Origin of the sequence: Gemmiger formicilis, assembly GCF_024462815.1 — a bacterium.
In the GTDB taxonomy this organism is placed as follows: Bacteria; Bacillota; Clostridia; order Oscillospirales; family Ruminococcaceae; genus Gemmiger.
The window spans coordinates 1-21346 of the sequence record NZ_JANGCG010000014.1; the positions used below are offsets into that span (position 1 = coordinate 1).

22 protein-coding genes, 1 tRNA gene and 1 pseudogene are annotated in these 21346 nt (G+C 49.1%); 8 read left to right on the forward strand and 16 right to left on the reverse strand.

Annotated features, from left to right (window positions below; genetic code table 11):
• Positions 1–238, forward strand: a pseudogene (locus NE623_RS11135) (class B sortase); the annotation flags it as partial.
• 4 nt (positions 239–242) lie between these two features.
• Positions 243–1931 (forward strand): M23 family metallopeptidase, encoded by a 1689-nt coding sequence (locus NE623_RS11140; RefSeq protein ID WP_256272597.1) that lies wholly within the window; start codon positions 243–245, stop codon positions 1929–1931.
• A gap of 6 nt (positions 1932–1937) precedes the next feature.
• Here the strand turns inward: NE623_RS11140 and NE623_RS11145 are convergent, their stop codons facing one another.
• The 14 genes from NE623_RS11145 to NE623_RS11210 all read right to left on the reverse strand — a co-directional run bounded on the left by NE623_RS11145 (position 1938) and on the right by NE623_RS11210 (position 13739).
• On the reverse strand, positions 1938–2255 hold the full coding sequence (locus NE623_RS11145) for a winged helix-turn-helix domain-containing protein (protein ID WP_256272598.1): 318 nt from the start codon (positions 2253–2255) through the stop codon (positions 1938–1940).
• The gene (locus tag NE623_RS11150) at positions 2242–4644 is read right to left on the reverse strand and encodes a hypothetical protein (protein ID WP_256272599.1); all 2403 of its coding nucleotides are present in this window, start codon (positions 4642–4644) and stop codon (positions 2242–2244) included. Before NE623_RS11150 ends, NE623_RS11145 begins: the two co-directional genes overlap by 14 nt.
• Positions 4641–5414, reverse strand: a complete 774-nt coding sequence (locus tag NE623_RS11155; RefSeq protein WP_256272600.1) for an ATP-binding cassette domain-containing protein — start codon at positions 5412–5414, stop codon at positions 4641–4643. The genes NE623_RS11150 and NE623_RS11155 overlap by 4 nt, the downstream gene beginning before the upstream one ends.
• A 66-nt stretch (positions 5415–5480) precedes the next feature.
• Positions 5481–6866 carry a hypothetical protein gene (locus NE623_RS11160; RefSeq protein WP_256272601.1) on the reverse strand — a complete coding sequence of 462 codons (1386 nt, stop codon included), beginning with the start codon at positions 6864–6866 and terminating at the stop codon, positions 5481–5483.
• Positions 6867–6998: 132 nt separating this feature from the next.
• On the reverse strand, positions 6999–7604 hold the full coding sequence (locus tag NE623_RS11165) for an RICIN domain-containing protein (protein WP_256272602.1): 606 nt from the start codon (positions 7602–7604) through the stop codon (positions 6999–7001).
• A gap of 204 nt (positions 7605–7808) precedes the next feature.
• A complete protein-coding gene (locus tag NE623_RS11170; protein ID WP_256272603.1) occupies positions 7809–7940 on the reverse strand; it encodes a hypothetical protein in 132 nt (43 codons plus the stop codon).
• 127 nt (positions 7941–8067) lie between these two features.
• Entirely contained in the window at positions 8068–8631 is a 564-nt protein-coding gene (locus tag NE623_RS11175; RefSeq protein WP_256272605.1) for an accessory gene regulator B family protein, read from the reverse strand.
• The gene (locus NE623_RS11180; protein WP_256272607.1) at positions 8628–9971 is read right to left on the reverse strand and encodes a sensor histidine kinase; all 1344 of its coding nucleotides are present in this window, start codon (positions 9969–9971) and stop codon (positions 8628–8630) included. Before NE623_RS11180 ends, NE623_RS11175 begins: the two co-directional genes overlap by 4 nt.
• Positions 9971–10681, reverse strand: coding sequence for a LytR/AlgR family response regulator transcription factor (locus tag NE623_RS11185; RefSeq protein ID WP_256272609.1), 711 nt, complete (start codon positions 10679–10681; stop codon positions 9971–9973). Before NE623_RS11185 ends, NE623_RS11180 begins: the two co-directional genes overlap by 1 nt.
• A 292-nt stretch (positions 10682–10973) precedes the next feature.
• Positions 10974–11513 (reverse strand): RNA polymerase sigma factor, encoded by a 540-nt coding sequence (locus tag NE623_RS11190; protein ID WP_256272611.1) that lies wholly within the window; start codon positions 11511–11513, stop codon positions 10974–10976.
• A gap of 148 nt (positions 11514–11661) precedes the next feature.
• Positions 11662–12048: a hypothetical protein gene (locus NE623_RS11195; protein ID WP_256272613.1), complete on the reverse strand. Its 387-nt coding sequence runs from the start codon at positions 12046–12048 to the stop codon at positions 11662–11664.
• Positions 12049–12127: 79 nt separating this feature from the next.
• Positions 12128–12829, reverse strand: a complete 702-nt coding sequence (locus tag NE623_RS11200) for a DUF4367 domain-containing protein (RefSeq protein WP_256272615.1) — start codon at positions 12827–12829, stop codon at positions 12128–12130.
• Positions 12822–13370 (reverse strand): RNA polymerase sigma factor, encoded by a 549-nt coding sequence (locus NE623_RS11205; RefSeq protein WP_256272617.1) that lies wholly within the window; start codon positions 13368–13370, stop codon positions 12822–12824. Before NE623_RS11205 ends, NE623_RS11200 begins: the two co-directional genes overlap by 8 nt.
• Positions 13371–13394: 24 nt before the next feature.
• Positions 13395–13739, reverse strand: a complete 345-nt coding sequence (locus NE623_RS11210) for a helix-turn-helix domain-containing protein (protein WP_256272618.1) — start codon at positions 13737–13739, stop codon at positions 13395–13397.
• A gap of 348 nt (positions 13740–14087) precedes the next feature.
• On the opposite strand from NE623_RS11210, the gene NE623_RS11215 reads away from it, so the two are divergent.
• From NE623_RS11215 to NE623_RS11240, 6 genes are all read left to right on the forward strand, one after another.
• Positions 14088–14417 carry an HTH domain-containing protein gene (locus tag NE623_RS11215; protein WP_177606714.1) on the forward strand — a complete coding sequence of 110 codons (330 nt, stop codon included), beginning with the start codon at positions 14088–14090 and terminating at the stop codon, positions 14415–14417.
• Positions 14418–14786: 369 nt separating this feature from the next.
• Positions 14787–16706 carry an ATP-dependent DNA helicase gene (locus tag NE623_RS11220; RefSeq protein ID WP_256272619.1) on the forward strand — a complete coding sequence of 640 codons (1920 nt, stop codon included), beginning with the start codon at positions 14787–14789 and terminating at the stop codon, positions 16704–16706.
• A gap of 15 nt (positions 16707–16721) precedes the next feature.
• Positions 16722–17168: a recombinase family protein gene (locus NE623_RS11225; RefSeq protein WP_256272620.1), complete on the forward strand. Its 447-nt coding sequence runs from the start codon at positions 16722–16724 to the stop codon at positions 17166–17168.
• A gap of 9 nt (positions 17169–17177) precedes the next feature.
• Positions 17178–17591 (forward strand): recombinase family protein, encoded by a 414-nt coding sequence (locus NE623_RS11230; protein WP_256272621.1) that lies wholly within the window; start codon positions 17178–17180, stop codon positions 17589–17591.
• On the forward strand, positions 17588–17824 hold the full coding sequence (locus NE623_RS11235) for a hypothetical protein (RefSeq protein ID WP_143402707.1): 237 nt from the start codon (positions 17588–17590) through the stop codon (positions 17822–17824). Before NE623_RS11230 ends, NE623_RS11235 begins: the two co-directional genes overlap by 4 nt.
• Positions 17824–19323, forward strand: a complete 1500-nt coding sequence (locus tag NE623_RS11240; protein ID WP_256272622.1) for a tyrosine-type recombinase/integrase — start codon at positions 17824–17826, stop codon at positions 19321–19323. Before NE623_RS11235 ends, NE623_RS11240 begins: the two co-directional genes overlap by 1 nt.
• A gap of 38 nt (positions 19324–19361) precedes the next feature.
• Here NE623_RS11240 and NE623_RS11245 read toward each other — a convergent pair.
• Together NE623_RS11245 and NE623_RS11250 are read right to left on the reverse strand one after the other, a co-directional pair.
• Positions 19362–19437 (reverse strand) — tRNA-Ile (locus NE623_RS11245).
• Positions 19438–19725: 288 nt separating this feature from the next.
• Positions 19726–21090 carry an MATE family efflux transporter gene (locus tag NE623_RS11250; RefSeq protein ID WP_256272623.1) on the reverse strand — a complete coding sequence of 455 codons (1365 nt, stop codon included), beginning with the start codon at positions 21088–21090 and terminating at the stop codon, positions 19726–19728.
• Between the last annotated feature and the right edge of the window lie 256 nt (positions 21091–21346).

A 21346-nucleotide genomic window follows, 5' to 3' on the forward strand; every position in this document is an offset into this window, starting at 1 on the left:
CGTAATGGCGGTATTTCGGGGCGAAGCGGAGGATCTGTTTGCCTATTATCAATTTACCAACGCCGAAACACCGCAGGAGTTTGCCGCCTATGTGGACGCCTGTAAGGACGCCGCCCTGTACGAAACCGGGGTGACGGCTGCTTATGGGGACAAGCTGATTACGCTGTCCACCTGCGATGATTCCGGCAAAAACAGCAGAGTGGTCGTTGTGGCAAAGCGTATAACCGAACCGAGGTGAGAGTATGAGAACGCCAAAAGAGAATAAACGAAAGCCTCGCGACCGCACCCCCAAAAGTGCGGCGGGGACGATACCGAAAGCCGCCCTAAAAGCGGCGTGGATAAAAACGAAAGAACAAACCCGCACCGCCGCGCGGGAAAATGACACCGACCCCCGACAACAGGAACCGACAGACCTTGCAGGTTCGGCGGCGGAACAGGCGGCTGCTTTTGTGCGGCATCAGGGGCAGAAATTGGCAGAAACCCAAGCCCGACAGCACCACCAAAAGGAAGCTGCCGCCCGCGCCCACGCCGCCGGTGAGCGCGGTGTCAGCCCGAAACAAGCCGAGTACGGCACGCTGCCCGATGCGGCGCAACGCCCGCGCCGTGGGGCAGATTTGCCCCGACAGCGGGCAAAAGAAAAAGCCATCACCGCCAAGACCGCGCCGCGTGATATTCGCGGCGTGACCCAGGGTCAGCGCCAACTGCGCACCGCCGCAACCGAAACTGTGCGCAGCGTAGCCCCCCAAGCACAGATGCAGAACCGTGCGCAAAAAATACGGTTTGCCGCACAAAAGGCTGCGGACGGCGCAGGCAGAACGGCTGTGGCGGTGCGCTCGGCAATTCGGAACTTTCTTGCCGATTTGCACAGCCTAACAGCGGTTCTTGCGGCGGGCGCAAGCTTTGCCCTAAGCATAGTCATTATAATCAGCCTTGTGGCGTTTGTGTCCGGCTCGGCTTACGGCATTTTCTTTGCCGCCGATGCCCACAACGCAGCGTCCGTCACCGTGCGTGAAGCCGTAGAAACCCTGACGGCAGAATACCGCGATAAGCTGGAAGAAATCTCCGATACGGTACAGCACGACCGCCAAGATATTGTTGCCAACGATGATGTGTACTACATTCGCTGGCAGGATGTCTTGGCGGTCTTTTCTTCGTATGTGGCGGGCAGCGAACAAGGCGCACCCGTTGCGGCGCTGACGGAAAATCAAGTGGACAAGCTGCGGGAAATTATGTGGGCGATGAACGCAGTGGACTACGCCACCCATGCGGAAACCGCTGTTATAGAAACAACGGACAAGAACGGAAAGTCTACCACCGCAACCATAACCGAAACGGTTCTTGTAATACGTCTTACCCACAAAACGCCGGGCGAAATGGCGGCAGATTATCACTTTACCGATCGCCAGAACAACTATTTGCAACTTTTGCAGAACCCGCAGTACGAGGAGCTGTGGGCAGAATTGCTCGGCAGTTTTGCACAGGGTGGTGGAAAACTTATGTCCCCGGACAGCACCCGCACACCGACAGGCACCCTGCAATGGCCGCTGCCGGTTGCGGGTGCAATCACCTCACAGTTCGGCCACCGCGTGGACCCCATCACCGGCGAAGTCAGCTCCCACACCGGCACAGACATTGCCTGTGCCGAGGGTACGCCGATCCTCGCCGCCGCAGATGGAACCGTCACCGTTGCCAACGGTCTTGACAGCTGGGGCGGCAGCTACGGCTATTACATCCAAATCGACCACGGCGGCGGGCTGGAAACGCTGTATGCCCACTGTTCGTCCATCTGCGTCACCACAGGTCAGCAGGTGCAGGCCGGGCAAGTCATTTGCTATGTTGGGCATACAGGCAGGGCAACAGGGAGCCATTTGCATTGGGAAGTGAGAGTTGACGGCAATCGTGCGGATGTATTGCGCTACTTCACATTATAAAGAATCTCAGGCTGAATGATTTGCTCTATAGCTTTCTTGCGTAGAAAGCGCATACCCATGCCTCGTCACGGTTTTCAATTCATTTTGCCCCAAGTCCAGCTTCTTCCGCAATTTCGCGATATGTACATCGACCGTCCGTGTCTGAATCGGCGCTGTGATATGCCAAGCGGATGACAGCAGAAGATTCCGGGAGCAGACACACCCGGAATAGTCGAGCAATGTGACAAACAGCTGATACTCCATGGCAGTCAGGTGAATCGGCTGGCCCTCTTTTTTAACGGTACAGTTAGATTCATCTATGGACAGATTTTTATAGTACTTCATCTGGAACACCTATCATGTCATAATCGTCAATAAGGGCCTGACCAATAGCCCATGCGAGGAAGAATGCTGCGCATACCAGAAAAATCGGAATCCACATTGCATTGTAGCTTTCTCCGTTGGCGTTATAGCCTTGATTTTGCCAGAGCGCTGCAGCATGGAATAAGGGATAGAATCCCAGCCACTCGATACCGTTTTTCATGCCGGAAAGGCTCAACAGCGTGGGCAGGCAATAGGCAACTGCACTGATAAAGAGCGCAGTCAGCAAATTTCCCAATTTCTGCCCGAGCCATAAGGTGATCCGGCTCATGCAGAGGCAGGCGGCAAAACGGCAGATCAACCAGAAAATCAGCAAATCCGACAGGGTTATAAACTTGGGTACGGCCTGCAAGTCGGAAATACTCATCGCCGGTCCCAGCAAAGAGGGAAGGCCATAGTCACGCAGCACCTGCCACAGGTGAGGCAAAACCGTTCCGAAAGCTATTACTGCCGCAAGCGCTGTGCTTTGCCGCAGCTTTGCTTTCACGGTGTATTTCCGACCTAAAGGAGTAGATGCCAGAATTTCATCCATGCCGCCCTTGCGCTCCATCGCAAATAGACCGCTGAAGCATAGGGCGCACAACAACCCTGCCAAAAGCGTATCCTGCACATCACTTGTGCCGGTAAAACCGAACAACTTCTTGTAGCCGGTCTCATAAACAAGCCACGCACCGGGATTTTCCTTGAGATAGTAGCTAATGTTGGATTGAAGAACACGCTGATAAGCAGAATATTTCTGCTGCAGTGAATTGTAGGCCAGCAGCGCATCACTGTTCAATTCACCGCTGTTGACGCGCTTCTGTGTCTCCATCATGGGAATAAACTCGTTGCGCTGATTCCGTATCCAGTCGCGGCTTTCTTCGCTCCACGGGCCGGAAATGTGCTTCATATAATAGGCATAGTAAATTTCGTCTGCGTCTATGTAGCTCTCCGCCGTCACGCCCTGATAGATGCCAAACGCCAGAAACGCTGCCAAGAATACTGCGGCTCCATTCATCAACAATAACTTCCTACCCTCTTCATGGGTAACAGAGGTCGCACGCGTTTTGCGGGAAAACGGAAGTGCAAAGCTGTGCTTGGCAGCCGGCAGCAGCTGCGCCTTGGCAAATACTGCGCAGAATACCGCAAACAAGCCCCCGCCCAAAACGACTGCCGTCAACCATTCGACCAGCGGCAGGCTGACAGGATTACCAAACCAGAAAAGATTCCGATAGTTCCCCAACAGTTCATTGGTCTGCAGCAGGCTCACCATATTCGCATATTTTATAACGTTCCAATGACTTGTGGCAGGGATTGCAGCACGGATACCGTACATTGCCAAGGGCTGCGCCAACGCGCCAATCCACCCGGCCGCAGCGCGTTTGGCGATAAGGGCAGCAAGCATGACCCACAGGCCCATCACAAACGCACCGGCCCATTTTGCAAGCAAAAACCGAAGCAGGTATTGCCCAACTGTAATCTGCATTGTGCAGCGCATCAATGCGGGAACACTTTGAATCGTGCGATTCATAGGCCCCAAGCTGAACGATGCCGAGCAATATGCGAGGTTGACCCCATACAGCACCGTAAGAACGACCAATAAGCTGGCAGCAAATGCCGCCAGCTTTGCAATGGCCGTCTTTAACCGTCCACCGGGCAAGCTGCGAATCAGGCTCAACAAACCGCTGTCGCGCTCTTGGCGTACAAGAATCAGCGCAAGCAGCAGCATAGCCGCCAACAGGATAAGATCCGTGAATGCATAGCTGATGGCCGTGTACAAACCCTTTTGCGGGTAATACTCTATAGGCGTATCTGTCAGCCCGGCATAAACTTGTGCGGTCAGTTCGATATTTTTCAAATCGTACCCAGTACGGTCATTTTGAAAAATCGAGATGCCAGACAGTTGAGATGCCTTGGTCTGAACGCCATCCAAAAAGTCGCTGTAGGCCGCCACGGTGTCATATTCGCTTTGCAGCTGGCTGAATAGACGGTATTCTGTGTTCAAGTTATCCGTGAACAGAGTATAGGTCTTATCTGTGTACTCTTGTTCATAGGCATCGAACATAGCGGCGTTGTCCTGCCGATACTGCATAAGGCCGTGGCTTCCGTAAGCCAGTTCCCGGTAATACTGCCCGATTTTTACAAGGCTTTCTATCTCAGTGTATTTGTCGTGAAGATAGGCTCCCTTTTCTTCCATGGTTTTATCGGAAAGCTCAGCACCTACTGCGCGATAAGCTGATGCAGGAGGCTGCTTGGCTGTGGGGCGAGTACCCATCCACAGCAGTAGGAGATTGGAGGCCGCTAGTATAGCCAACAGAGCCGGGAACACTCTTCCACCCCAGACTTTGCGGAGTTCAGCAAAAAACAGGCTCATTTACCGTCTCCCTCACCAAACACATTCAAGTACACATCTTCCAGACCTTGGCCGGGCGCGTATTTTTCAATCAACTCCGGCACGGGCGCGGCATCCACGATTTTGCCCGCGCGCAGCAGAATGACCTTGGTCGCCACCGTTTCCACATCCGAAACAACGTGCGTTGCCACAAGAATAATGCGGTCTTTTGCCATATCTGCCAGCAATTCACGCAGACGGACTCGCTCTTTCGGGTCAAGACCTGCCGTCGGTTCATCCAAAATCAGCAGCTTGGGGTCGCCCAGCAGGGCGGATGCCAGCAGCAGACGCTGCTTCATACCGCCGGAATAGGCAGAAAGGCGCTTGTCCAATTCGGCGGTCAAGTTTACGGCGGCCGCCACACGGGCCACCTCGGCGGCAACGGTCTTGCGTGGGATTTCCTTCAACGCGGTCATATAGGCCAGAAAGCGCCGCCCGGTATAGCTGTCGTACAGCCCCTGCTGCTGCGGCATATAGCCCAGAATGCGGCGGAAAGCGATGCCCGATGCGGGCTTGCCGCACCAAAGCACCTCGCCGGAATCGGGCGCCAGCGTGCCTGTGATAATGTGGATTAAAGTGGATTTGCCCGCACCGTTGGGACCCAGCAATCCGTAAAGACCCGGTGTAAGGGTGAGCGACACCCCCGCCAGCGCTCTTTTCTTTTGTGTCCGCGTATTTTTCCCGAACGGTAACATCGAGATACGCGAAATATAGGTCTTGCAGAGAGAGTCGATAACAAATGTAGTATTCATATAATAATTATAATTCTGCGGTTATTCGTATAGGAAACAAAGAACAATGAACAATTATTTTATTGCTTATCGGTTTTGAATGTAGCTGTAATTTGGATTGTTCGCAAAGAAATCGTCTGTGCCAATCATAGCTGTTTTCATTTGACGATATGTAGATGTATATGGTGTGCCTTCATTATTATATAGCGTTATGGGTACGTCCTCATAGTCATAGTAAACACAAAATTTATTCGGCGTTTCTGCTAGAATCGTAACAGGCAAAGCATGGGATTCACCACCCTTTAAGGTTATCTGTTGCCCGCCGCCATGTAAATCCACCGCCACATATTCGCTTTGGGATATATTTACACCTGCATTGTTTTCACGATTGACACGTATCAACTCATCATAAAGAAGGTCATCTGCCACTTCGTAGCCTAAAGCATCTTCTAATGTTGCTTTCCAACGTAGCTTTTCTTCGGGGGAAACTGCATTCCAGTCAGCCTCTTCTAACGGGGTGCTACTGCTGATTATCATAACAAGATGTTCATCAAATATGCCGCTTACAAGTAGCGAGGCGTAGGAATTAAGCAAGGAATCCTCATATAAAACGGTTTCCGTGCCTGAACGCAGATCGTGGCGAATTATTTGTGGCTGATTGGACTGCCAATAAACCAACGCCTCATCTGCTACCCGACATACAATATTGCCAGTGGCTTCAATAATCGGCGTAAAATGATTCGTCGTAATGTTGTAACTATAAATGCCCGTAGGTGTTTCCGGCGAAAAACTATTCGTTTTGATAATCAATTCATTGTTATAAGCACCTGTAAGGTAATATGCAATCTCATTGCTTTGCGGCAAAGTGTATAAAGTTTGAACACGCTTTGATATAGTATCTAAGCATTGAATACTTTCGACCACGTCACCTGTGCTATCTATGTCCTGATGGAGATAGTACCAGCTTGTAGAATTAGCTGCAATAGCCCCGTCTGGTGAGTCCGCCTGTGAAAAGTTAAAAAATGTTTTTCGGTCAGAACCATCTAAACCAGCTTGAAAAATGACAGGATATTCGTTCGATGCGTTTGTATAAATGAACAAATTGTCATTAAAAATAAATAGTCCATATAGCATACCGACATCTTTAATGTAGCTGCGACAGCTATCATTATTATGCGCACAGGCGGGTTCGTTACATAAGATTTGCCGGGAACAGCTATTGAAATCTGTATAATAAATATTAGCCCATGAACTGTCCGTCGCACGAACGACTTCATACATTCCATCGGAATTATAAGTGTGACTTTTGTTCATAAAGCCATCGACATCAGTAATTAAAAAGAGTTCGTCGCTATCATTGTGATGTTTAACGCTTGATGTATCTGGTGTTTCATTTGTTAGCGGGTTCGAATTGCACGAACAAAAGCACAGTGCGCATAAGAGCAACATATAAGACAAAAAAAGCTTTTTCATGGCTTCACCTAATTGTTAAAAATCCCCTGTGATTTTGTGTTGAGTCCATGCCATTGCATAGATAAAACAAATTACAGGGGATTTATTATTGTATGGCTTTGTAAATCTTATTGATAGATTATATTGGATACCTTACGCAAGAACGAATTTCCATTTGATACCAGCATTGCTAAGAACTGTATTGGCTCTTTGCCACATTACGTTATAATAATTGGAATCTTTACCAAGTTTGCTATCACCGTATTTAAGCCAGAAGGCATCATGAATCATACCGCTAGCGAGAGTAGTTTTCAGCTTAATCTTGCCAGAATTTGTTGACAAGTTACCCATGTTAATCTCGAGAACATCTAAGCTGTTTTTAGAAATTGAACCGAGTTTGCAATTCGCATTATCGGACTCACCTTCGCGAATAACTGCAAGATCCAAATGTCCAGCGGGACGAATAGTAGTAATATTATCGGTTCCGCGGTAAACATACCACTTTTGAGTGATATCTCCTGTGCGGCTATATGTCGAAACATTACAACCATCACTGCTAGAGTTTCCAACTACGTTTAAATACTTAGACGTCCCATCAGCATAGATTTCAAGTGGCTTCAGGTTCGAACTGCTGGTGGAAATGTAGGTGTCACCCAGTGCCAGTGGAGAGACCTCGGCAGCAAGTGCGGGTGCTGCCATGGCCACCATCATTGCGATGGCAAGCAGGAACATGGGGATGCGTTTCTTCATGGTTGACATTTGATAAGCCTCCTATCTAATAGATTTAATAGGGTTGATGTTCGGACAATATTTAAGCATCTGCGCGCCGATGCCTAATACAACGAATGATATAAAGCGGTAGACTTCCATGTGAATCAGCATGATACAATCTTTCCGTTTTCGCGGTTTCTGATACCATTCTATCGGCTGATTCAAAAGGATAACCGTATATGAATATGCTTGTTATTCTTCGGTTTCTTTGGGACGTGCAGGTTCATAAAATCCGCCCGGCGTAATTAAAGCCCATTCATGGCGTTCACGGTCGGTTAAGTATTGAATTACATTGGCAGCCATAGTCATGATTTTCGATTTCATAATGTTTCCTCCTGTGCTTTGTTTTTTCTGTCTAACTTGAAAATAACAGCATTCTGTCGGAAAGTCAAATTTATAGCGTGAAATGTCGTATACGAGCGTGAAATGCAAAGAACGTAGAGATGGAGGACTATTTTCGGGGGATTGCCGCCATTGCAGCGATGAAGATTCCACTGCACATAGATACTCCAAAAATGACTGTCAAGGGGAAAATTGCAAGTTCCGTACTAAGCACGGAGCAAAGAAAAGTAGTCCTTTCGGCAATCTTTTTGTTTGCCTTTCGCTCATATTCGGTGTAATCGGACGACCCTCCGACGCAGAATTTTCTTATCAAAAAAAATGAAGCGATGTTAATTGAAACAATTAAAAATATGGGAAACCGTTCTGCGACGTGTACGGAAAGTCCAATCCCCACAAAAGAAACAACAAACGAAAGCAGCATACACTTAGTAGGCGTGGACGCATGAAATCCACCTGCTCGACTGCGAATAGCGAGGAATGAAAAATAAAATGCAGCGGTAGGAAGTATGCCCCAAATCAGACTATTAACAGTAAAAAACAGGCACACGGTAACAACGCGAAGAAACCATCTTTGGAGGGTGTAGATATACCATTCGCGGGATTTTTTCTGAAGATATCCGTTTTGAAGAAATACGTCAATAATATAGGTGCAATAATCCTCTAGTGATTTCATGACAATTCGCTTTCTCCTGCGTTGCAGGGAAGTTCCGCAGCAAAGATAAACCATCCGTCCCTATATTCAAACGTGTAGGGACAGTGATTTTGTTCTAATATGCTGCCTATATTTTGCAGCCCGTATCCATGCAGCAACGGATTTTCCTTGCTTGTGGGAATTTGCCCGTTTGTGATTTGTACCGGCATTGCAGTGTTCCTGACGCAAAGAATCGCTTTGCAGGAGGAAACAGGCAGCAGCTTAAAGACAATGCTTTTATCGTTTTCAGCTTGCCGGGCAGCCTCAATAGCATTGTCCAAAAGGTTAGCCAATACCGTCACAAAATCCTTTTGCGACACAGAAAGCCCCGGAATGTCCGCAATCTGAAAACGAATACAAACCCCCGCAGCTTTTGCCTGCGCGTACTTTTGATTCAGTACGGCATCCAGCACTGCTGTGCCGGTATAAACCACCGGTGCAGCAGATGGTGCTTGGGTAAGTTCGTTTAGATAATGCTGTGCCTCTGCCGCTTTTCCGTCATGCAAAAGCTCCTGCAATACAGCAAGATGATTTGTGTAATCGTGTGTAGCCTTTCGTTGCGCTTCGTATGCAGCTGAAAGCTGTGCCGCACTTTCTAAACGCAGTTCGGTTTCCTTTTGCAAAGCCAGAATTTCAGCTTGCTTTTGTTTTTCAGTTTGGATACGTATGGTTTGCCAAAGTAAAAGCATCTGAACAAAAACCAGGCTGCTGCCTATCCAGCCAACGAAGGCATTCGAGAGAGGATTTTCTGCATCGACACGCAAAAAGAAACGGTAAAATGCAAAAACAAGAGTCGGCACAGACAGCATACTTAACCAATAAAGCCATGGAAGGTTGACTGTCTTATTGCCGTTTCCTTTGTGCAATTTGGCCATCATATAAGTAGAAACTATCTCTATGCTTCTGGCCGACAAGCCCGTGAACACATATCCGATCGTTTCCGTTCTCAGTGCTGCAAGAGAGTCTCCGCTTACGGCAGAAAAAGCAAGCTGGGTTGCATAATCCATCATGCACAGAAAAGCATAGCTTGCCGCATCGTAAAATACGGCTTGCCAAATGGTACAGGAATATCCCCCGAAAATCAGCGGCAGTGCCGTTGCAAGAGGAATTAGGATGTTTTCCATTGTACCCATATGGGCGTTCAGCAGGTTGAGCAAAACTGCATTTCCAAGGGTGGTCAAACCAAACAGAAGATAAAATGATTTTCCCGAGACTCTCCTTGCCAGAAAGATATCGCAAAAGGATACAATAACAGTCGTAGATAGAATTTGAAATGCGCTGTCAATCAACAAATTTTCTAAATGTAAAAGTGCAGCTGCCATTATTCCATTGCCTCCCACAGAAGATAGGATTGTAAGATTTTTGCAAAGTTTATTCTGCTGCATGGCAAAAGATTTCCATCGGTCAGCAACGCTCCCGTGGTTTCCAGCTGCACGATATGACGCATATTTGCCAAGTAGCTTTTATGAACGCGTAAAAAACCCGCACTGCTCAACTGCGTTTCCAACTCCAAAATTTTGCCGCTGAAGGGCCATGTTTCTCTATCTTGATTGCGTGTATGCGCGATAATGGTATGGTTCTGCACCTCAAAAAACAAAATATCCTCATACGGGACTTTTCGTCCCCCGGCATCCGTAGGGATCAAAAAGCTGCCCCGCGACCAAAAATGCTGCATGACATCGTCCATGCACGGAGAGAACGTTTGTTCTAGATCCTGTTTCAATAGATATTGAAACGCATGGACGGAGTAACCATCAATTGCATATTGAATCAAGGCCGAAATATAAATGATAACAGCTTTCCGGTTCTTTTTGCGCAGTTCCCGTCCTAAATGGATGCCATCCAGGTCGGGCATATCTACATCCAAAAAGAGAATGTCGTACCCTTTTTCGGCATTTTGCAGCAGCCCGGTCGCGTTCGTATAGGTGTCTGCCAGAAATCCGATTTTTCGACCGACGAAGTAATTTTCAACATACCGCCGTACTTTTTCTGCACAGATGGGTTCGTCATCACATATAGCAACTTTCAGCATAGATACTCCTTCTTTGCCTTTGGATTGCCTACTCTCTGTAAAGTAAGCATTGTATGTATTGTGTCAAACAGATTCAGCATACCTAAGGAAACACCGCACATTTCCTGCCTTACTGCTTAAGCATCGTTACGCCGGATTTTCGCGCCAAGTGTCGCCACTATGCGGCGGTCGCGTTCCGAGAACACCCTCGCTTATTGTATCGGCACCTGGAATTGTGCGGTATTGCCCTAAAATTATACCATATAAGTCTATCGTTATCCAAGATAGATAGAGAAAAAAGGATCCCCAATAGTTAAGTATCGAACGACCTAAGTAAAATGGCGCGTGCTCGATGTATGCGGGTTTTAACATTTGCTGCATTCGAATTTGTGATTTGCGCGATCTCACGGATAGAGTAACCCTTTACGCGCAGGACTAAGGTTCGGCGGTAAATTGAAGGCATATCGGAAAGAATGCTGACTGCTTTGTTTAACTGCAGATTTGTCAATGCGATTTCCTCCGGGTCCTTAAAATTGTCAAGATTTTCAGATAACTTTTCATAGTCAGGCAGAACGCCTCGTCGGCGCTCCCATTTTCGAAGAAAATCAATGGTTCTCTCACGAGTCAGGATATACAAATAGGATTGGAGCGATTTTTCGTTGTCGATTCTTAGTGAATCGATTTCTTTCAGAAGCTGGACAAAGGTTTCGTGTACTGCATCCTCCGCAAGAGAGGAGTCCCGAATGATTGATGATGCGGTTCGCAGCATAAACCGATAATATTTGCGATATATGTATTCGAATTTGTTTTTGTTCTCATCGCTGTCGATTGCGGCAAGATAGAAAACCAGCACGAATTTTCCTCCTGTGAATAATCATTTTTCTTGAAGTATACTGTAATCCGTTTGCAATCGACATTTGGTTACAGAATAAACAAAAAATCCTCGGCTGCAGGAGCCGAGGATTCCAAGAGGTTCTTATTTTATGGTTATGATGGGAGAATTAGCACTTCTTTTCAAAAGTAGTGTTGACAGTTTCGCTAGACCCATTACGCGTAACGGTTGCGATAGTTTCTAACTTGTAGGTCGTGCCAGATTTAATGTTGGCTGTACCAGAAAATTTTCCTTTTTGTCCATAATAGGTGGAAGAACAGCGGGAAATTTCAGAATATGCTCCAAGCCAATTCTTTTCATAAAGAACAAGCGTACATTCGATTTTGGTTGTTCCTTCAAGACAACTAACCACACTTGCATAGCTGCCATCTCTGGCGGAAATGGCAGGTGTTATGGTTGCGACATTACGCCAACGTGCATCAGCAGCAAATGCGGCGGGGGCGAAAAGCATGAATGCTAGAATTGTAATGAAAATGGCACAAAGTTTTTTCTTCATTTCTTGCTCCTTTATTTTAGTGAACCTCTTGTAGATGTATTCGTATGCGAGCACAAAAGGTTACAAGAGCAGAAAAAAGTTATTCAACTTTTATCCCTTCGGAAATTTTAATAATCTCTGTCAAATCGAGATTTCCTCGGACCTGAAAAGATAGTGCTCTGCTTTCCCAGAGCAGGGTGTTGGATTTGTCATTCATGATACCCCAAATGGCTTGAATACCGTTAAAACTTATGGAGTAATACGTTGAAAACTCATTATCTAGAAATGTCTCTTGCTTATTCTCGATGGGCAGAACTATTATATCAAACCAGCTATTAGATGAATCACTAAACTGACCATAATAAAGGTCACTGCCTTCGTCAGGTACTTCAATTTGAGAAAATCCTTCGGGAATATATGATGGCGTAATATGAAATGCGGTGACAGGAGATTCTTCATTTACATATATAATCGATACAAACTTATCGTGCCACTCAATAAGCGTTGTGATAACAGCCTCGCGCACGGCTTTGACGGGGAGCATGGTACATGAAAAAATGGAAATGGCAGCAGTAAGTGTGATGAAGAAACGTTTGACATTCAAAAGTCGCTTCTCCCGCTCGGCCTTACGCTTTGTGTCACGAACAAGGGCTTCCATTTTTCGCTGGAATTTTTCTGAGGGCTGGAAGTCTTCGTTCATCTCTTCCAAACTCGGCATCCGCGCAAGTTCTCGATCCTGTGCCTCGGTTACGATCATTGCGATAAGAGCGTCTGGGGAAATACGGATTTTGTCATCATTCATTACCATTTTCCTCCAATCCGGTCAGAATGATTTTACGCGCTCTGTGCAGACGAACTTTTACATTTCCGGGAGAAATGTTGAGAAAATCGGCAATCTCGCTGACCTTGTAGCCCTGAACTTTTAGAAGAAGCGGTGTCTTGTATTTCTCGTCCATGGACTGAACAAGCAAAAGCATATTTTCATAGTCGATTTTATCGAGTACAATGGTTTCCACATTTACATCTGACTTTGAAAGATCGAGATCTTCGATTTCGGTATCAGATTTCTTTTGGCGGGTACACTTGCGAACCATATCAACAGCTTTGTGATGGGTCAGAACTCTTAGAAATTGCGATAGTTCCTTTTCATTGTTGGCGCGTATACTATCTATAATCCGTATTATATCCAAAAAGGTTTCATGGACAGCATCTTCTGCCAAATAAGAATCTTGCAGGACACCTTTGGCAGTATAGAACATGAGCCCACGATATTTTGTGTAGATATGTTCAAATTTACTTATCTGATCTTCGGTATCCAGCAGAGAAATATATAGTGCAAGCATCAATATTCCTTCTATAAAATGGGTTTATTCACTAAACGGAGTTGACTGTTGGAGAAACCAAGAAATAAAGCTCATCAAAAACTGTTGCTGTTGCGGAGTACAACTGTTGAGTTGACTGGCAAGCTCCTGAGAGAAGAAACTGGTAGAAGCGCTGGGTGCAGTGGATGGCAGTAAAGAATAAATAGGGCATTCCAGTGCGGCAGATAGTCTATATAAAAATTCGAGAGATGGACAAACTTGCCCGCGCTCAATACGGCTGATATATAGTGCAGATGTTTCGACATTTGCGGCTAGGGACTCCTGAGTCAAGTGCTTTTCTTTACGCCGACGGCGGATGTTTTGGCCGATGGAAATATAAATATCTTGCATAATAATCACCTCAAAATAAGGGTATCAGTTTCGAACGCAATATTTGAGGGCTAAATAGTGCTATAAATAGACCCGTGAGTGTTTATTATGGGCTTTTTTTATACAAAATAGGTCGTGAAAGAAACTTCATAGGGATAGAAATACAAGAAAAGAACTTGTAACCATTTCAAAACAGAAACCGTACATCTAGTAAAGAAAACAGGTCATGCGTTTATAGCAAACGCATGACCTGTTTTCTTTGGATATGAGCAGAGCAGAAAAATTTCAGAAAATTTTAGGATTGTGCGGGGGTTTTTAGCACAATCGGTAGTAGGCTGAATATAGAGCCAGCAGGAAGGAGGTGACTGAGTGATAGATACTCCGGCACGCCGCCGTGAAATCATTGAAATTTTATATTTCGCAGATGATTATGTCAAAATACGACCCTTGGCAGTGCGGTTTGGAGTATCTTACGCGACAATCCGAAATGATGTCGATGTATTATCACTGAGTTACCGCATATCGTCACAAACTGGGCCGAATGGTGGAATTAAGTTGGAAACTAAAAGAAAAAACCTTAGATTCCTTGACCCGGATGAAACGGCGGCGTTATTGAGAATTATGTATATAGTTCCAGAAGAAGAACGCGTTTACATACGGTCAATCCTTCGAGACTTGGCTCTGATCGATGATAAATAGTCATCGTCTTGCACCTTGACAACCGAATACCCAGCATAACAGGTACGTTCCTTTCCCGGCAAGCCTCAGTGGGCGGTCTGGCAAACCAGAATTGCGGCGGGAAAGACCATAATGATACGCCAGCAGCCTCCCGCGTCAGAGGGGGTGACCGAGCCAGAGTTGTAAGCAGTAAGACTCCGGCGGAGTCAGTGAACGGGTGTGCCAACACCCTGCCTGTTATGTTCCCGGTGTCAGGGGTGCGAGCGGCAAATGTGGCACACTTACTTAACTATCTACTTTTGCCGTTTAGGGCAAATCGTGGGCAGCAGGACCCCAAGCGCCTGCTGCCCATCATTTTGCTTTAAACGGGATGGAAAACAGGGGTGTAAAATGCAAACCTATCCAACGGGCTATGCGGAATCCCACCGCATAGCCGAACAGATTTTCCGGGAGATTTTACCCCGGCACGGTATGGCGGTGCGCGAGGAACAAATCGCGCTTTGCCATGAAGTTTTAGATACTTTATATAATAAGGAAATTTCCCTGTGCGAAGCAGGCGTAGGAACTGGCAAAACGCTGGCCTACCTCGTGGCCTGTATCCTTTGGCAGATGCATCGCCCCGAACGGATGAAACTGCCCGTCGTTATCTCCACCTCCAGCGTCGCCTTGCAGGACGCTATCCTTACAGAGTATCTGCCCGACCTGTCCGCTATTTTGCTGGACGAGGGTATCATCACCGCACCCATCACAGCCGTTGTCCGTAAGGGCAAAGAGCGTTTTGTCTGCGATGCCCGCCTTGCCGAAAGAGCATCGCTGGTGCAGCCAAGCAGAAAACGGCAGAAGAACAGCCTGCACATTGCGGAAAATATTTTGGACATGGATCATATCCCAGAACTTTCTCGGTATGACCGTTGCCGGATCTGTGTGCCGCAGTCCTGCCCGCGCGATTGCTTTATGCGCTTAGATTGCCGCTACCAGCAATATCTGCGGGATTCCATGAAACCCGACATCCAAATTTGCAATCACAATTATTTGCTGGCAGATGCATCGCACCGACTTGAAGATAGACCTCTGCTCCTGCGCAGCTATCAGGCACTGGTAGTGGACGAGGCGCACAAGCTGCCCGATGCCGCCCGCCAGATGTACACGGAAACACTATCCCAGCACAACATGGATGAATTGTGCCTTTTATTACAACAGGCGCACTACAAGGATTTTGCCAGACAGATGCGGACGGCGTTCCTTACGCTGTCGTTCTCCTGCACGCAGGGACTTTCCAAGCTGCGAGGAAAAGCGAGCGAACCGTTCGTGCTTACGCCGTTCCGCCGCGCTGCGCTCATCGACTGTATAGCACTATTGCAAAATGCTGGCGGGTTGCCGGATGTGCCGCGATACCTGCTGAACAGGCTGGGAGAAGCAGAAAGCCTCCTGCGCCTTTTTCTTTTGGAGGTGCCGACGCGCATCCTTTACATCGACTACGATGCCGATGGTCAGCCCACATTCTGCGCAGCCAGCAGCCGCGTACCGCAGTTGCTTCGCAGTGCACTGTGGAACATCCGCGAACCAGCAATTCTGACCTCTGGCACACTGGCAGCAGCCGGAGATTTCAGCCACACGGAACAGCTTTTGGGGCTGGCGGCTTACCGACCTCTGCGTCATTTCCGCGCAGATTCTCCGTTTAACTACAAGAAAAAATGTCTGTTATACTTTCCGCCGCGCGTAAAAACGAGAATGGACAACCGCAAAATGGCAGAAGAAATCGTCCGATTGGTGGATGCCTGCCACGGCCATGCTCTGGTGCTGTTCACGTCTTACCGCCAAATGGCCGAAGTCCGCGCGCTGACGGACGGTCAGTGGCAATACCCGACCTATCAGGCGTGGCGCAACGGCGGCAGGGTGATTCAACAATTCAAAGAATCCGGCAACGGCGTACTGTTCGCGGCTGGCTCCTGCTGGGAGGGCATTGACTTTCCGGGCAATATGGTGTCACTGCTGATTATCGCAAAGCTGCCGTTCCCGATTCCCGACCCGGTCAGCGACTATGAGCGCCAGCAGTACCCGAACCTGCGCGACTACATAAATGCCGAAATCATCCCTGAAATGCAAAAGAAACTCCGTCAGGGCTTTGGCCGTGCCATCCGTACCGAGCAGGATTCCTGCGTGGTGGCGATTCTGGACGAGCGCGCGGGCATCGGCGGCAGGTATCATGACGCCGCGCTGGCAGCGCTGCCGACCTGTCCGAACACCGAGAAAATTGAAGATGTGCAGCAATTCATCCGGGAGCAGAAGCGCCCGGATTACTTTTTGTGAAAAGAGGAACCTGAGATGTACCTTATGCGAAACCACGATGTCTGGATTTATGTGCGCTGCGCCAACAGCGATCCGCGCATTGCCTTTGACCGGCTGTATGACCTTATCGACGAAGCAGCAGGGCATGGATTTCTTGTACGCGGCACATCTTTTGACCATTGCAGCGGCAACACCTTGAAAGACCGCATTGGTCTGCGCTCTATGTTGGACGCAGTAGAGAACAGTCGGATTGAAGCCGTGATGGTCCGCGATTTGGAACAAATCAGCCGCAACAGCTACTTGCTGGTGGGCGTTATTGAAATCTTCCGCAGGCGCGATGTCTACCTGATTACCACCGAATGTGATTTGAACACCGAACTCATCAACTGCGGACTGGAACGCTTTGTCGGCGACCGCTTCACGCGGGCATCCTTTGGAAAGCCGCGATTTGATGTTCGTCTCCCTCTGATGGATCAATTCTGAGGTGTAGCCATGACAGAGTATAAAGTTTGGGCGTTCGCCCGCAGTGCCGCACCGAACCTGCCCGCATTGGAAGAACAGCTTGCAGAAGTCATGCGTGAAGCCGACAGGCGCGGTTACATCATCGTCAACTCCTGCATGGAGCAGAAATACGGCACCGAATTTTGGAGGCCTGCCCTGTTCGCCATGCTTACCGCTGTGCAGCAGGGTCGCGTCAACGCCGTCATGGTGCAGAGCCTTGACCGTTTGAGTCACGACATTACAACCTTATACCGCATTCTGCGCTTTCTGCAGAATTACGGTGCAGTGCTGATTACGACCGAGACCAATCTACAATATGAATTGTATCTGACCGGGTTGGATGCACGCTTGCTGCGCCGCCACAACCGAAAACCAATTTACTATGTGGAGTGTGAAGAACGATGAAAGAACCTGTGCAAATGCCGCTGCAGGCATCCGCCTGCGAAATTGAGAAAATCACCCTGCCGCAGATTGTCAGCATCAAACAGGCCAGCGAGATCATGAACCTGCCGCCGTATTATCTTCGGCGTGTCTGCCGCGAGAATCCGGACCTTGCATTTCAGTCCGGTGTTAAGTGGTACATTAACCTTGGCAAGCTGGCGGCCTACTACAACAATAAAACGGAGCAATCTGAATAATGGCATCGGCAAAACTTATGATTCCCAAACGCAGCGCCCCCTATTATGTACTGACCGCTAATGTGACCGTACATGGAAAAAGGGTGCGGCGATATGGGCGCTTTGACTTTGACCCCACTGTATTGAAAACCCACCGCCAGCGTGAAAACGCTGCCATTGAAGCCGCACTCGTTTTTGAACGCGCAGAGCAACAGAAAGCCGACGATGAAAAAGATGGCAAAAACACGCCCTTTCGAGATGCAGCAAGAGCATACATTGATTCCAAAAAATCGATGCTCGATCCCTCCGTTCGTCTGGAGGGCGACTACGAACAGCATAAGAATAAAGCCAACACCACAGCAGGTAAGGAAACCATGCTGCGCCGAATCTGCGAAATCAGCCCGGCATTTGCAGAAATGCCGATTTCAAAGGTAAATAAGCGCGAATGCGAGAAGTTTCTAGATCTGCTGGGTGAGGCCGATGTGCGCAGCGTGAAAGGGTATGCGGTGCTGAAACCCAACGCAAAGCAATATAAGAAACTGTCCTGTCCCCAAATTGCAGCACAATGCTCCATACAGACAAAATCTGTAGAGCGAGTGTTCCGCGGAGAGCGTACCACACTAAAAACAGCACAGGAAATTGCAGCAGCTCTCAAATGTAAGCCCGAAAAGCTGTTTCATATTGAACTGGATCACCGCCCTATTGCACGAAAAACCATCAAGGAGTATGCCATCTTTCTGCGGCTCGTAATGCAATATGCCGAACGCGAGTACGGCATAGAGAACGATACCCAAACACTCGCGGTTAAAGGTACGCGCAGCCGCCCGGTAGACTGCCTGCACCCGGAAGAAGTAGAGGCTCTTTTTAAGGTGTTGCCGCGCTGTTCCACACTGGAGCAGGTCATCGTTATGGGGCTGCTGAATACCGGAATGCGGCGCGGTGAGTTAGCCGGGCTGACATGGGAAGATATTGACTTCGACCACTGCACCGTCCATGTGGATAAGTCACTGCTCATAGTGAACAAAGGCTATCACCTAACGACCACGAAAGAGGACAACGTCCGTGACATAGATGTAGCACCCGAATTTATGGAATATCTGAAAACCTACCGTGACCAATGGCTTGCACAAAAGCACCGTATGGGCAGTGCTTGGCAGACCTGCATGGACGGAAAGTGGGAATCGTACCGGGAATCCCTGCAAAAGCTGCGCGGGAAAAATTTTATCGTTATCAATGATTTCGGCTGGCCCATCAGCCCCGACCACTATGGCAAAATTGTTGACCGCGTGGCCGAGAAAGCGGGCATCCGCAAAATCCACCCGCATATGTTTCGCCACACCTTTGTCAGTATCCTGCTCTCCAACCCGGATATCGGTGTCGCTACGGTGGCGGCCGAAGCGGGTCACGCCCAGCCCAGCACGACACTGGCAATTTATACGCAGGTCTACCACAAGCGGCAGGATTCCATCCGCAGCCAGATGAGCGAGACGCTCTACAAGAGAAAAACCCCTGAAAGATGAAAAGAGACGTGCAAACTTTACGCTTGCACGTCTCTTTTTGGTGGGCCATGCAGGATTCGAACCTGCGATAACTCGGTTATGAGCCGAGAGTTCTAACCGCTGAACTAATGGCCCTTATGAAACAACCCAAACAAGCAGTTGCGAACCGCCCGTAGATGGGTTGTAGATGAAAGCAGAAAAATCAACTATGAAAATCGCAAATCTTACGATTTATCGAATTCTTTCAAGGATGCAAATCCTAACATCCAATGTTTATGAGCCGCCAGCTCTGACCAACTGAGCTACTGGCCCGCAAAACAACTATATTATTATACCAGAAAAAATCCGGCTTGCCAAGGTGTGCGGGCTAAAAAATCCGGGGAAAGTCTGTAAAATTAACAAAAGCGAATGAAATGTACAGGGTTATGCGGCGGTGCGGTCGGCCAAATCGGCGCGGCAGTGCCAGACGGCGATGAGGATGAAGAAAAAGCAGATGACCCACGTGGTCGGCTCGCAGAAGCAGACTGCGCGGTAGCCGTAGACCGGCACAAGCCAGACGGCAAAAATCACCTTGCCGATAAGCTCCAGCGCACTGGCCAGCAGCGGCTCCACCGTGTGCTGGATGCCCTGCAGCATATTGCGCAGAATGACCAGCACGCCCATCGGAGGGATGAACGGCAAGCTGATTTTCAGGTAGAGCATGGCGTTGGAGACAATGACCTCGTCCGCACTGCCGGTGATGGCACAAATTGTCGTGCGGCCGAGAAAAACTGTATACACCACCGCAAAGAGCCACCATACCAGATAAATCGCGAAGGCGGCCTTGACGCTCTGCAGTATGCGGCTGCGCTTGCCTGCGCCAAGGTTCTGGCTGCTGAAGGTTGCCACGCTGATGCCCAGCGCGCCGCCGGGGATAAAGTACAGCTCTGCCATGCGGCGGGCGGCGGTCTGGGCGGTGATGTAGACGCTGCCCAGTGCGTTGATGCTGCTTTGCAGGGCCACACTGCCCAGATTGTAGATGGCGCTCATCAGCCCCATGCTGAGCCCGGCCCACAGCATATTGCCCACGGAGTGGGGTGTGGCGGTTTTGAGTTGCCCGGCGCTGAAATGCAGCTCCGGGTAGCAGCGCACAAGGTAGACAATGCCCAGCACCGCACTGATGCCCTGCGCCAGCACGGTGGCGGCCGCTGCGCCGCGCACGCCCATGCCAAGCGGCCCCATAAAGGCGACATCCAGCCCGATGTTGAGCACGCTGCTGAACAGCAAAAACAGCAGCGGCGTGACGCTGTTGCCCACAGCACGCAGCAGGGCGGCTTCCATATTATAAAGCATCGTCAGGGGAATGCCCAACAGAATCAGGGTCAGGTAGGCGGAGGCACCGTCCCACACCTCGGCGGGGACCTGCAGAGCGGTCAGCAGGGCATTGCGGCCCAGCAGGGAAGCGAAGGTCAGCACAAGGGACACCGCCACGGAGAGGGTGACCATCCAGCCGACAGCGCGGCGCATCCCGTGCTCATCACCCGCGCCGAAGTGGCGGCTGATGGTCAGCGCCAGACCGTTGTTCATACCGAAGGCAAAGTTCATAATCAGGCCGTACAGCGCGGCGGTGGCACCGATTTCGGCCAATGCACCCGCACCCAGCAGGTGCCCGGCCAGCGCGGTGTCGGTCAGGTTATAGACCTGCTGCAGCAGGTTGGAGCAGAACAGCGGCAACGAAAATTGAAGCACCAGGCGGAATGGGTCACCGTGGGTCATATCAAGCAAGCGGCTCTTGTGAGCGCGGGGCATGGCAAACATCTCCTTTTTACGCACGGTCTATTATACGTAGGTAGATAAAATATGTCAACCGGATATTTTGCGGCGGGGGATACGGTAGGGCCAGGCACACCAGGCCCGGTGGTTTCCCATAAACAGTATTTGCCGGGAAGCACCCCTTCCGGCCCTGCGGGGCCACCTTCCCCGGAGGGGCAGGCTTTTGGGGCTGTATAGCTCCTTTGCTCCACGCCTATCCTGTAGAATTTTCACAAAGAATCAAATTCTTTTA

Bases quoted from the DNA above. Each gene is read 5' to 3' on its own strand.
- NE623_RS11140 (WP_256272597.1), top strand. From the start codon at position 243: ATGAGAACGCCAAAAGAGAATAAACGAAAGCCTCGCGACCGCACCCCC.
- NE623_RS11145 (WP_256272598.1), bottom strand. From the start codon at position 2,255: ATGAAGTACTATAAAAATCTGTCCATAGATGAATCTAACTGTACCGTT.
- NE623_RS11150 (WP_256272599.1), bottom strand. From the start codon at position 4,644: ATGAGCCTGTTTTTTGCTGAACTCCGCAAAGTCTGGGGTGGAAGAGTG.
- NE623_RS11155 (WP_256272600.1), bottom strand. From the start codon at position 5,414: ATGAATACTACATTTGTTATCGACTCTCTCTGCAAGACCTATATTTCG.
- NE623_RS11160 (WP_256272601.1), bottom strand. From the start codon at position 6,866: ATGAAAAAGCTTTTTTTGTCTTATATGTTGCTCTTATGCGCACTGTGC.
- NE623_RS11165 (WP_256272602.1), bottom strand. From the start codon at position 7,604: ATGTCAACCATGAAGAAACGCATCCCCATGTTCCTGCTTGCCATCGCA.
- NE623_RS11170 (WP_256272603.1), bottom strand. From the start codon at position 7,940: ATGAAATCGAAAATCATGACTATGGCTGCCAATGTAATTCAATACTTA.
- NE623_RS11175 (WP_256272605.1), bottom strand. From the start codon at position 8,631: ATGAAATCACTAGAGGATTATTGCACCTATATTATTGACGTATTTCTT.
- NE623_RS11180 (WP_256272607.1), bottom strand. From the start codon at position 9,971: ATGGCAGCTGCACTTTTACATTTAGAAAATTTGTTGATTGACAGCGCA.
- NE623_RS11185 (WP_256272609.1), bottom strand. From the start codon at position 10,681: ATGCTGAAAGTTGCTATATGTGATGACGAACCCATCTGTGCAGAAAAA.
- NE623_RS11195 (WP_256272613.1), bottom strand. From the start codon at position 12,048: ATGAAGAAAAAACTTTGTGCCATTTTCATTACAATTCTAGCATTCATG.
- NE623_RS11200 (WP_256272615.1), bottom strand. From the start codon at position 12,829: ATGAATGATGACAAAATCCGTATTTCCCCAGACGCTCTTATCGCAATG.
- NE623_RS11205 (WP_256272617.1), bottom strand. From the start codon at position 13,370: ATGCTTGCACTATATATTTCTCTGCTGGATACCGAAGATCAGATAAGT.
- NE623_RS11210 (WP_256272618.1), bottom strand. From the start codon at position 13,739: ATGCAAGATATTTATATTTCCATCGGCCAAAACATCCGCCGTCGGCGT.
- NE623_RS11220 (WP_256272619.1), top strand. From the start codon at position 14,787: ATGCAAACCTATCCAACGGGCTATGCGGAATCCCACCGCATAGCCGAA.
- NE623_RS11225 (WP_256272620.1), top strand. From the start codon at position 16,722: ATGTACCTTATGCGAAACCACGATGTCTGGATTTATGTGCGCTGCGCC.
- NE623_RS11230 (WP_256272621.1), top strand. From the start codon at position 17,178: ATGACAGAGTATAAAGTTTGGGCGTTCGCCCGCAGTGCCGCACCGAAC.
- NE623_RS11235 (WP_143402707.1), top strand. From the start codon at position 17,588: ATGAAAGAACCTGTGCAAATGCCGCTGCAGGCATCCGCCTGCGAAATT.
- NE623_RS11240 (WP_256272622.1), top strand. From the start codon at position 17,824: ATGGCATCGGCAAAACTTATGATTCCCAAACGCAGCGCCCCCTATTAT.
- NE623_RS11250 (WP_256272623.1), bottom strand. From the start codon at position 21,090: ATGCCCCGCGCTCACAAGAGCCGCTTGCTTGATATGACCCACGGTGAC.